This is a genomic window from Microbacterium gallinarum (assembly GCF_014837165.1).
Lineage (GTDB): Bacteria > Actinomycetota > Actinomycetes > Actinomycetales > Microbacteriaceae > Microbacterium > Microbacterium gallinarum.
On the sequence record NZ_JACSPM010000001.1, the window covers coordinates 198,741 to 209,787 of the forward strand.

An 11,047-nucleotide genomic window follows, 5' to 3' on the forward strand; every position below is an offset into this window, starting at 1 on the left:
GCGTCAGCGCCGGGTCGCCGTCGTCGTCATGACGACTTCGAGACCGCCCTCGACGGGCTGCGCCTCGAGCGACACGGTCGCCTCGGCCAGGTCCGACAGCGACGACACGTGCGTTCCGCCGCAGGGGATGCGCACCTCCGCCGCGGGAAGCTCGCAGACCCACGTGCGGCGGTCGGCGAGGCTCGGGCCGTCGGCGTCGACGCGCACCGCTCCGCCGGTCGCGATCCACTCGGCGAGCAGCGCGTTCGCGCGCTCGGCCACCGCGGCGGGGTCGTCGAAGGCGGCAGGGTCGAACCCCTTGCGGCGCAGCGACTTGCCGATGCGGTAGACGTCGCGCGATCCGTCGGGAAGGATGCGCGACTCCTGGATCGCGAGGGCGTCGAACGCCGGGGCGCCGAGCGCATCGGTCGGTGTCTCCTTGCGCCAGGCGTCCGCGAGCGCGGCATCGAGCGCCAGCGAGGCGAGGTGGCAGGCGGTATGCCCGGCTGAGAGGGCCGCGCGGTAGGCGGCATCCGCTTCGATCTCGACGGTGTCGCCCTCGGCGATGCCGTCGCCCTCGACGATGTGCGCGACCACGAAGGTCCAGCCATCGGTGCCCGTGCGGACCGGCACGTCGCGGCCGAGCACGAGCTCGTCGCCCTGCGTCGCCCCGACGACGGCGTCGACGATCGGGTGCGTCGCACCGCCCGCGCGCAGCGAGCCGCGGTCGGCCGGCTGGTCGGGCCACGCGGTGTCGACGGGATGGAACGCGGTCGCGCCGACCACGATGGCCGAGCGCCCGTCGCCGGCGTCGGCGACGTGCACGACCGTGCTCGTGGACGACGTCGCGCCGGATGCGTAGGTGATCGTCGTGCCGGTGACGGGGATCACGCGAGGCCGCCTTCGCCGCGCGGACGCAGCGGACCGCGGGCGAGCAGGTGCTGGGCGGACTGCGCGACCGGGCGCATCGTGATGAGGTCGAGGTTGACATGAGCCGGCGCGTCGAGCGCGTACGCGATCACGTCGGCGACGTCGTCGGCGGTGAGGGGCGCGAGAACGCCCTCGTACACACGCTCGGCCGCCACCTTGTCGCCGCCGAGCCGATTGGTCGTGAACTCCTCGGTGTACACCATCCCTGGGGCGACCTCGATGACGCGGATCGGCTCGCCGTTCAGCTCGAGCCGAAGGGCGTGCGCGAGCATCGCCTCGCCGGCCTTCGCGGCGTTGTAGCCCGCGCCGCCGGCGTAGGCCGTCTGCGCCGCGGTCGAGGTCACGAAGAGGGTGTCGGCGTGGCCGCCCTCGCGCGCGGCGCGGCGCAGCTGCGGCAGCAGCGCCGACACCAGTCGCTGAGCGGACAGCACGTTGACGTCGAACATCCACTGCCAGTCCTCGACGAGGCCGTCCTCGACGCGGTCGGCGCCGCGGGCGCCGCCGGCGATGTGCACGAGCGAGTGCACCGGACCGGAGCCGTCGAGGAACTCGGCGAGCGCCTCGACGTCGGCGTCGGAGGTGAGATCGGCGGCGAACGCCACCGCACCGGTCTCTGCTTCGAGCGTCTCGAGGCGGTCCGCCCGGCGGGCGACGGCGACGACATCCCAGCCTCGCGAGCGCAGCATCCGCGCCGTCGCTTCACCGATCCCCGAACTCGCCCCGGTCACCACAGCACGTCTGGTCGTCATGCCTCCACGGTACCCATTCCGCCCCAGGTCGTCCGCCGTCCGCGCGGCCCGCAGGTTACGTCACATTTCCCTTTCGTTGTTGACAAGGTCGCGCCATCCGTACTGTCGATCCGGTCGGGGGATGCCGCCTCCGCCCACTGAACCCGCAGGAGCAAGCCATGTCCGCACCCGAGAACTGGCGTTTCGAGACCAAGCAGATCCACTCCGGTGCCGCACCGGACCCGGTCACCAAGGCCCGTGCCACGCCGATCTACCAGACGACCTCGTACGTGTTCGACAACGCCGACCACGCCGCGAACCTCTTCGCGCTGGCCGAGTTCGGCAACATCTACACCCGCATCCAGAACCCGACGCAGGCCGTTGTCGAGGAGCGCCTCGCCGCGCTCGAGGGTGGCACCGGTGCGCTCCTCGTCGCCAGCGGCCAGGCCGCCGAGACCTTCGCGGTGCTCAACATCGCCCAGGCCGGCGACCACATCGTGTCGTCGAGCTCGATCTACGGCGGCACGTACAACCTCTTCAAGTACACGCTCGCCAAGCTCGGCATCGAGACCACGTTCGTCGAGAACCAGGACGACCCCGAGGAGTGGCGCCGCGCCGTCCGCCCGAACACGAAGCTCTTCTTCGCCGAGACCATCGGCAACCCGAAGATCAACGTGCTCGACATCCGCACGGTGGCCGACGTCGCCCACGAGAACGGCATCCCGCTCATCGTCGACAACACGATCGCGACGCCGTACCTCATCAAGCCCTTCGAGCACGGCGCCGACATCGTCATCCACTCGGCTACCAAGTTCCTCGGCGGTCACGGCACGGTCATCGGCGGCGTCATCGTCGACGGCGGAAAGTTCGAGTGGTCGAAGAACGTCGAGAAGTTCCCGGGCCTCACCGAGCCCGACCCCTCGTACCACGGCGCGTCCTACACGGCCGCGGTCGGCGACCCGCTCGCCTACATCATCAAGGCTCGCGTGCAGCTGCTCCGCGACCTCGGTGCGGCCATCTCTCCGCAGAGCGCGTGGCTGCTGATCCAGGGCATCGAGACCCTGTCGCTGCGCATCGAGCGTCACGTGCAGAACGCGCAGGAGATCGCGGAGTGGCTCGAGAATCAGGACGACGTCGCGTCGGTCAACTACTCGGGCCTCCCCACGTCGCCGTGGTACGCGGCTGCCAACACCTACGCGCCGAAGGGCGTCGGCGCCGTGCTGTCGTTCGAGCTCAAGGGCGGTGTCGAGGCGGGCCGCGAGTTCGTAAACTCGCTCACCCTGTTCAGCCACCTCGCCAACATCGGCGACGTGCGCTCGCTCGTCATCCACCCCGCGTCGACCACGCACTCGCAGCTCACGCCCGAGCAGCAGCTCACCACCGGTGTCACGCCGGGCCTGGTGCGCCTGTCGGTCGGCCTCGAGAACATCGACGACCTAAAGGCCGACCTCGAGCAGGCGCTCGCGGCGGCTCGTCGCGTGTCGGAGGCTGCGCGCGCCTGACGTCGGTTTCAGATCAGCGGATGCCTCGGCCCACGCGGGCCGGGGCATCCGCAGTTCTGTCTCCGGGGCCGGCGTCAGCCTGCGTCCCACCAGCGCAGCACGCGCAGGGCGCGGAGGGTGACCCACCGGCTCGGGAAGCCGTCGCCCTCGCCGTCCAGCTCGAACAGCATCGGCCCTTCGTGGTGGTTCTCGAATCGGAACATCCCGTTCTCGAGGCGCTTCGCCCGAATGAGCTCGACGGCCTCGGCGCAGCGCTCGTCGCGCTCGGGCGGGCGAGTCGGAAGTACTCCAGCCCGCGGAGCACGTCGTAGAACCATCGCCCGGGAACCGACGTCATGGTCATGCGCGGGTCGGGAACGGTGCCGTCGGACTTGCGCCGGAAGAGCCGGCGCTCGAGGAGCCACTCCTCGCCGCGGAGCCTGCTCTCCCGCAGCTCGTCGCTGTGACCGGCGTGCTCCCCCCACTGCCAGAGCCCCTCGATGGCGCAGATCGTGGAGTGGAAGGAGCTCGGCGCGGCGGTGTCTTCCTCCCAGCAGTTCCACCCGCCGTCGGCGTGCTGCGTGGCGAGAAGTGTCGCCGCGATCGGAGAGGCGTCGTCGCGCCGGAAGTACCCGCCGACGGTGAGCGCGATGCCGTTGATGCAGGGCTCGATCTCGCCCTCGAAGTAGGGTGCGCCGTTGTACTCCCAGCGGGCACCCTCAGCCGCCCGCTGCACAGCCGCGCGCACCGCGTCGGCACCGGGGTCGACGCCGTACTCGGCCAGCGACTGCAGGGAGAAGTGGGTCGCCGTCCAGGCGTCGTAGAACGGCCGCTCCTCGTCGACCCACCCGGGCCGATAGGTGCCGGCATCCCACCGCCCGTCTGCGTCCTGCTCGGCGAGCATCCGGGCGCCCCAGCCTTCGGTCGCCACGCGGGCGCGCTCGGCCGCGACCTCGTCTGCGGGAGCATCGGTGAGGTCGCGCATCACCTGCCAGCGAATCGCCGGGTCGCCGCTCATGAGGTACTCGATGACGTCCATTCCACGCATGCTAGACCGGCCCGGTGACACCGTCACCGGAGCGCTCGTAGGGTGGGGCGGTGAGCACCGATCCGCGCGATGAGATCGCGGCCTTCTACGACGACTTCGGCCGTCGCTGGGCGCACGGCACCTCCCCTCTGTACGAGGACTGGGCGCTCGGCATCGCGCGTGATCCCGAGGTGCTCGCGCGGCTCGCGGCGCTCCCCCGGGCGAAGCAGCAGCCGAACCTCATGTTCGCCGCCGCGCGATGGGAGGGCGCGGCACTGAGCCCGTACCACGAGGTGCGCCCGTGGCTGCTGGAGCACTGGGACCGCATCGTGGGGACGGGCGCCGCCCGCACGGTGCAGACGAACGAGGCCAATCGCTGTGCGACCTGGCTGCCGCCGCTCTCGCGCATCGACGGGCCCGTCGCCCTGCTCGAGGTCGGGGCCGCCGCCGGGCTGTGCCTGTTCCCCGACCGGTACAGCGTCGATTACGCCACGCCCGCCGGCCGACGGCGCATCGACCCGCCGGACGGGCCGAGCGAGGTGGTGCTGGCCTGCACCGTCGACGAGGAGGCATCCGTCCCCGCCCGCTCTCCCGACGTGGTCTGGCGGCGCGGGATCGACCTCGACCCCATCGACTCCGGCGATGCCGATGCCGTCGACTGGCTCGCGAACCTCATCTGGCCCGGGCCCGACCACGACGCCCGGGTCGCCCGGTTGCGCGCGGCCGCTGCGATCGCGGCATCCGATCCTCCCGAGATCGTCCGCGGCGATCTGCTGGAGCGGGTAACGGATGTCGCGGCCGCCGCTCCCCCGGAGGCCACGCTGGTCGTCTTCCACAGCGCGGTGCTGCTGTACCTCGACGCGGCGCAGCGCCGCCGGTTCGCCGACATCATGGGCGGGCTCGGCGACGCGATCGGCCGCCGGGTGGTGTGGCTGTCGAACGAGACGACGGGCACGCTCGACGAGATCGACGCGCAGCTGCCGCCCGGCACGCCGACGGACCACCGCTTCGTGCAGACGTGGGACGCCCGACCGATCGCCCTCGCGGGCCAGCACGGCGCGCTGTACGAAACGGCGCCGTTCGCGCGCTGAGGCAGGACGGGCGTCGCGCGAGCGCGTGCCACCGTCAGGCGACACGCCGCCCGCGCGACCCCTGCCACCGCCACCCGCGGCGTGCGTCCTGACGCTGGCACTCGACGCGCCGTAACGCCCCTCCGTAACACTCGGCCCACGGGCAGGGGCCGGGCGGGAGAATAGGCGGATGGACTGGCAGACCTCCGAAGACACCGTGCCGTCGGCACCGGTGACGGAGGCCGACGCGCGCCTGCTGCTGGGCCGCCCGCCGGCTACGGGCGCGTGGCGCGACGGCGACCCGGTTGGCGAGCGTCACTTCGCCGCGTTCGGGTCGTTCCGCACCGAGGGCGGCCGTGAGCTTCCCGCCTATCGCCTCGCCTACGAGACGTGGGGCGAGCTCAACACCGCGCGCGACAACGCCGTGCTGGTGCTCCACGCCCTGACCGGCGACAGCCACGTGCGCGGACCGGCCGGGCCGGGGCATCCCACGACCGGCTGGTGGGACGACATCGTCGGTCCCGGCGCACCCATCGACACCGACCGCTGGTTCGTCGTCGCACCGAACATGCTCGGCGGCTGCCAGGGCTCGACCGGCCCCGCGAGCATCGGCCCCGACGGCTACGAATGGGCGTCGCGGTTCCCGTACCTCACGATCCGCGACCAGGTCGCCGCGCAGGTGCGCCTCGCCGACGCCCTCGGCATCGACGTGTGGGCCGGCGTCATCGGCGGATCGATGGGCGGGATGCATGCGCTGGAGTGGGCCGTCGGTCTGCCCGACCGCGTCGAGCGCGTCGGCATCCTCTCGGCTCCGCCCGTCAACACCGCCGACCAGATCGCGCTCAACTCGGTGCAGCTCGAGGCCATCCGCATCGATCCGCGGTTCCAAGGCGGCGAGTACTACGACGCCGCCGACGGGGACGGCCCGAACCGCGGACTCGCGCTCGCCCGCCGCATGGCGCTGCTCAACTACCGCTCTCCCACCGAGCTCAACCAGCGCTTCCAGCGCTCGTGGCAGTCCGGCGTCAGCCCCCTCGGCCACGGCGGCCGGTTCGCGGTGGAGTCCTACCTCGACTTCCACGGCAACAAGTTCACGCGCCGCTTCGATGCCAACTCCTACATCACGCTCGTCGAGGCGATGAACTCGCACGACGTCGGCCGCGACCGCGGCGGCATCGACGACGCCCTCGCACGCGTGACCGCCACCGCGCTCGTCCTCGGGATCGACAGCGACCGGCTCTTCCCGATCGACGGTCAGCACCGCATCGCGCGCGGCATCCGTCACACCCTCGACGGCGACCGCTCCGTCGTGCTCGCGAGCGACTTCGGCCACGACGGCTTCCTCATCGAGACGCACGCCGTCGGCACGCACGTCCGTCGCCTGCTCGAAGGCTGACCGGCGGGTCACTCCGCCTCGGTGTACCTCCAGGGCAGCGCGCCGATCTCCAGACGGTGACGGGCAGCGGATGCCGCGGCATCCGTCCTCTCCTCGTATTCGGCATCGCCGTGCCAGAGCAGCAGCGGACCCTCGGCACCGCGCCGGGCGACGGTCTCGAAGCGGCGGATGCCTCCGAGGCGCGCGGAGTCGAGGACCGAGCCGGCGTCGGGATGGCCGACGAGGTGATGCAGCGTGACCCACGTCGGCGGGTAGAGCGTCAGTTCGCCGCGGCCGTGCCGGGCCAGCACCTCGGCGGGTGCGACCCACTCGGCGGTGACCGCTTCGTCGGGCGAGAGGGTCAGCGGCCCGTCGGGCGCGGCCACGACGAAGAACCAGGTGCGGATGCGCACCTTCAGCCCGGGCGGCGGATCCCAGCACGACAGGGTGACGAGGTCTGCGGCGTCGACGACGAGTCCGACCTCCTCGACGGTCTCGCGGACGGCCGCACGCCGGGCGGTGTCCTCCTCGGCGTCGCGCGCACGATGGTCCGCGGCGTCGAGCTTGCCTCCGGGGAACACCCACGCACCGGCGAACGAACCTCGGTCGGGGCGCTCGATGAGCAGCACCTGCGGGCCGTCGGCCGTGTCGCGGAGGATGACGACGGTCGCGGCGACCGGGATGTCATCGCCGGCGTCGTCGGCACGCCGAGGACGCGAGTCGCCGATGGCGTCGGCGAGAGCGCTCACCGCACGATCAGGAGACGGCGTCGGCGCGGACATGCCCCTCACTCTATGGCGCGTGCGGGGCGGTCACTCGCCCTGCGGCTTCGGCGTCTGCTCGTCGATGGCCGCTTCGAGGCGTTCGATCTTCCCGTCGAGCTCGCCGCTGTAGCCGGGCCGGATGTCGGCCTTGAGCACCAGCGACACGCGCGACCCGTACGGCTGGACCGCCTCGGTCGCGCGCCGGACGACGTCGAACACCGCGTCCCACTCCCCCTCGATCTCGGTGAACATCGAGGTCGTGCGGTGCGGCAGTCCGCTGTCACGGACGACGCGGACGGCCGCGGCGACGGCGTCGTGCACTGAGCCGTCGGCGTTGCCGGTGCCGCTGGGTGCGACGGAGAAGGCGACGAGCATGGGGAACCTCCGGAGGGTCAGGGAGTGGTGGACAGGGAAGCGGACGGGCGCACCCGCAGGGGCACGCGGGCGACGGACGCGATCGCCCAGACGAGAAGCGCGACCATCACGACGTTGCGGGCGGTGAGCACACTGACGGCGAGGGTCTCGGCCAGGATCAGCCGGGCGTAGAGCAGCGGGTACACGAGGTGCGTCAGGAGCGCCGCGGCGAGGGCGGCCACGGCCGGCATCGTCCAGCGCCGGCGGTCGAGCACCAGGCCCAGAACGAGCGGGGCGATGATCCACGTGAGGAACTGCGGCGAGCCGACCTTGTTGAACACGATGAACGCCAGCACGAGGGCGAGCCCGAGCGACGGGAAGAGGGCCGCGAAACTGGCGCCGCGCCAGGCCTTCACGGCGCCGAGGGCGGCGATCGCCAGGACCGCGAGCGCGAGCACGGGGGTCATCGCGGCGATCACGGCGTCGACGTTGGCACCGGTGACCTGGAAGGTGAGGATCTCGGTGTCGTAGTAGACGAATGCGCCGTCGACGCCCGCCGCAGCCTGCCACAGGAACCAGGCCGTCACCGGCGCCTCGAGCTGAAGACCCCGGCCGGTCTGCCCCGACACGAACCCGAGCAGATGCGCACCGCCTCCGGCGACGACGACCGCGATCACGATGAGCGCCGTCACGATGAGCGCACCGCCGATCACGATCCTCCGGCGACGGACGGCGATCAGTGCGGCGGCGAGCAGGGCGGCGGGCCACACCTTCATCCAGGTGCCCGCAGCCAACAGCATCGACGCGAGGAGCGGGCGCCCCACGAGCCACAGGCACCCGGCGATCCCGAGCGAGACCGTGATGCCATCGAGGCGGTACAAGCCGACCGGCCCCAGCAGGAGCAGGAAGGCCAGCCAGAACGCCGCGGCCAGGGTGCGTCCGCGCGAGCGGCCACGGCCGACGAGGAGGGCGAATGCGAGCGCGTTCGCGACCGTCACCAGCGCCACCCACGCGAACTCGAAACCGATGAGTCCCTTGACGGCGAACGCGAGGACCATGGGCACGAGGGCGAGCTGCGGGTAGATCCAGCTCTGGGTGATCCCCATGATCGCCGAGCCCTCGACGGCCGCGCGGGCCCACGGCTCGTACACGAGGGGCACGTCGCCCCGCGGCGTGTTCGGCTCGGTGAAGCCCAGCACGGCGACGACGAGGTGGACCAGCACGAATGCGATCCACAGCCCGGCGCGCCTCGACATCGTGCCATCCTATTTCGCCGAGGCAGGGCCGCCCGACGGTGGCGGCTCGGCCGCCGGCCCGCCCACGTCGACCGGGCGAGGTCGTCATACCGCGGCGAGCACCTCGGACACGGCGCGCGGCAGCGCCTCGGCCACATCGAGCGCAGTGATCGGGCCGCCGCCGCGCTCCGCCGACGCCAGGCGGCCGGCGTGGCCGTGCAGCCACGCCCCTGCGGCGGCGAGCACGCCGAGGGACGCGGCATCCGTCCCCCGCTCTCGCGCGTTCGCGCCGGCCACGAGCGCGCCGATGACGCCGGCCAGCACGTCGCCGGTGCCCGCCGTCGCGAGCCAGGGCGTGCCCGCGGCGACCTCGATCGCGGAGCCGTCGGGCGCTGCGACGATGGTGGCCGAGCCCTTCAGCAGCACGACGGCGCCGGTGGCCTCGGCCGTCTCGACGGCTGCCGCGACGCGGTCGGGGCCGGCCGGAGCGAGGCCGAGGGACGACCGCAGCCGCGCGTGCTCGCGGTCGTGCGGCGTGAGGATGCGTGGAGCCGTGGCGTCCGCGCCGAGGTCGAGTGCCCCGGCGTCGACAACGACGGGGTCGGTGTCATGGAGGATCCCCCGCAGCGCCTCGGTCTCGCCGGCGGCGCGGGACGCGGCATCCGTCCCCGATCCGATCAGCCAGGCCTGGACCCGCCCTTCGGACGCGACCGTCTCGGGGCGCCGCGCGAGCACGAGCGAGGTCGGGCGGTCCGGGCCGACGTAGCGGACCATGCCCAGCCCCGTGCGCCACGCGGCTTCCACGCCGAGGACGGCGGCGCCGGGGTAGGCGTCGGAGCCGGTGCGGACTCCCAGGACGCCTCGGGAATACTTGTCATCCGCGGCCGTTGGCCTCCGAAGGGCGCGTCCCGTGTCCTCCATCGTCCATGACCGCGTCATGGCGCCACCCTACTCGCGGAGTCTCCCCCGGATGAGCATCCTCTTCACACCCCTGTCGCTGCGCGACCTCACCCTGCGCAACCGGCTCTGGGTCTCGCCGATGTGCCAGTACAGCGCGGTCGACGGTGTGCCGCAGGAGTGGCACCACACCCACCTGGCGCAGTTCGCGTCGGGCGGCGCGGGACTCGTGATCGCCGAGGCGACCGCGGTCTCCCCCGAGGGTCGCATCTCGCCCGAGGACACCGGCCTGTGGACCGACGCGCAGCGCGACGCCTGGCGCCCGATCGTCGCCGCGGTGCGTGCCCGCGGCGCCGTCGCAGGGGTTCAGCTCGCCCACGCCGGCCGCAAGGCGTCGACGTGGTCGCCGTTCTCAGGTCACCGGGGCACGGTGCCCGTGGCGGAGGGCGGGTGGCAGACCGCCGCCCCGTCGGCGATCGCGTTCGAGGGCTTCGACGAGCCCATCGCGCTCGACGCGGCAGGGATCGACCGGGTCGTCACCGACTTCGGCGCCGCCGCCCGCCGCGCCGTCGAGGCGGGGTTCGAGGTGCTCGAGATCCACGCCGCCCATGGCTACCTGCTGCACCAGTTCCTGTCGCCGCTGTCGAACCACCGAGGCGACGAGTACGGCGGGTCGCTCGAGAACCGGGCGCGCCTGCTGCTCCGGGTGATCGATGCGGTGAGGGATGCCGCGCCCGCCGCTCCACTGCTCGTGCGCTTCTCCGCCACCGACTGGGCAGAGGGCGGCTGGGACGCCGACCAGACGGCGACGGTCGCCCGCTGGGCGGCCGACCGCGGCGTGGACTTCTTCGACATCTCGAGCGGCGGACTCGTCGCACACCAGCGGATCACGACCGGACCCGGCTACCAGGTCGACCTCGCTGCCCACGTCGCGCGGGTCGCGGGCGTGCCGGTGAGCGCCGTCGGCATGATCGACGACGCCGCCCACGCCGAGAAGGTCGTCGCCGACGGCCACGCGCTGGCGGTCATGGCCGGGCGAGAGTGGCTGCGCGACCCGCACTACGGTCTGCGCGCCGCCGCCGAGCTCGGCGCCGACATCGACTACTGGCCGAAGCAGTACCTCCGCGCGCGGGCCTGACGCCCTCGCCGTTGAGCGAGCGCGGGGCGTCTGACGCTCCCCGGCCGTTGCGCGCACGCCTACCGCTGC

General features: G+C 72.6%; 11 protein-coding genes. 4 read left to right on the plus strand and 7 right to left on the minus strand.

The annotated features are described in order from the left end of the window. Positions 1-3 precede the first annotated feature (3 nt). Both H9622_RS00985 and H9622_RS00990 read right to left on the minus strand, forming a co-directional pair. Positions 4-870 (minus strand): alanyl-tRNA editing protein, encoded by an 867-nt coding sequence (locus H9622_RS00985; protein WP_191763387.1) that lies wholly within the window; start codon positions 868-870, stop codon positions 4-6. After that, positions 867-1,658 (minus strand): SDR family oxidoreductase, encoded by a 792-nt coding sequence (locus H9622_RS00990; protein ID WP_191763389.1) that lies wholly within the window; start codon positions 1,656-1,658, stop codon positions 867-869. The genes H9622_RS00985 and H9622_RS00990 overlap by 4 nt, the downstream gene beginning before the upstream one ends. A 158-nt stretch (positions 1,659-1,816) precedes the next feature. On the opposite strand from H9622_RS00990, the gene H9622_RS00995 reads away from it, so the two are divergent. Then, complete coding sequence (locus H9622_RS00995; RefSeq protein ID WP_191763391.1) at positions 1,817-3,139, plus strand: bifunctional o-acetylhomoserine/o-acetylserine sulfhydrylase; 1,323 nt, start codon at positions 1,817-1,819, stop codon at positions 3,137-3,139. 13 nt (positions 3,140-3,152) lie between these two features. On the opposite strand, the gene H9622_RS01000 is transcribed toward H9622_RS00995, so the two are convergent. Continuing rightward, on the minus strand, positions 3,153-4,157 hold the full coding sequence (locus H9622_RS01000) for a hypothetical protein (protein ID WP_318246985.1): 1,005 nt from the start codon (positions 4,155-4,157) through the stop codon (positions 3,153-3,155). 59 nt (positions 4,158-4,216) lie between these two features. On the opposite strand from H9622_RS01000, the gene H9622_RS01005 reads away from it, so the two are divergent. Both H9622_RS01005 and metX read left to right on the plus strand, forming a co-directional pair. Continuing rightward, positions 4,217-5,236 carry a DUF2332 domain-containing protein gene (locus tag H9622_RS01005; RefSeq protein ID WP_318246986.1) on the plus strand — a complete coding sequence of 340 codons (1,020 nt, stop codon included), beginning with the start codon at positions 4,217-4,219 and terminating at the stop codon, positions 5,234-5,236. Positions 5,237-5,405: 169 nt separating this feature from the next. Then, positions 5,406-6,611 carry a homoserine O-acetyltransferase MetX gene (gene metX / locus H9622_RS01010; protein ID WP_191763393.1) on the plus strand — a complete coding sequence of 402 codons (1,206 nt, stop codon included), beginning with the start codon at positions 5,406-5,408 and terminating at the stop codon, positions 6,609-6,611. Between the two features lie 8 nt (positions 6,612-6,619). On the opposite strand, the gene H9622_RS01015 is transcribed toward metX, so the two are convergent. The 4 genes from H9622_RS01015 to H9622_RS01030 all read right to left on the minus strand — a co-directional run bounded on the left by H9622_RS01015 (position 6,620) and on the right by H9622_RS01030 (position 9,882). Beyond that, positions 6,620-7,372, minus strand: coding sequence for an NUDIX hydrolase (locus tag H9622_RS01015; RefSeq protein WP_191763395.1), 753 nt, complete (start codon positions 7,370-7,372; stop codon positions 6,620-6,622). A gap of 30 nt (positions 7,373-7,402) precedes the next feature. Then, positions 7,403-7,729: a thiamine-binding protein gene (locus H9622_RS01020; RefSeq protein ID WP_191763397.1), complete on the minus strand. Its 327-nt coding sequence runs from the start codon at positions 7,727-7,729 to the stop codon at positions 7,403-7,405. Between the two features lie 17 nt (positions 7,730-7,746). Beyond that, on the minus strand, positions 7,747-8,964 hold the full coding sequence (locus H9622_RS01025; RefSeq protein ID WP_191763399.1) for a glycosyltransferase 87 family protein: 1,218 nt from the start codon (positions 8,962-8,964) through the stop codon (positions 7,747-7,749). 84 nt (positions 8,965-9,048) lie between these two features. Further along, on the minus strand, positions 9,049-9,882 hold the full coding sequence (locus tag H9622_RS01030) for an ADP-dependent NAD(P)H-hydrate dehydratase (RefSeq protein WP_191763401.1): 834 nt from the start codon (positions 9,880-9,882) through the stop codon (positions 9,049-9,051). Between the two features lie 31 nt (positions 9,883-9,913). On the opposite strand from H9622_RS01030, the gene H9622_RS01035 reads away from it, so the two are divergent. Then, positions 9,914-10,978 (plus strand): NADH:flavin oxidoreductase/NADH oxidase, encoded by a 1,065-nt coding sequence (locus tag H9622_RS01035; protein WP_191763403.1) that lies wholly within the window; start codon positions 9,914-9,916, stop codon positions 10,976-10,978. Positions 10,979-11,047: the final 69 nt, after the last annotated feature.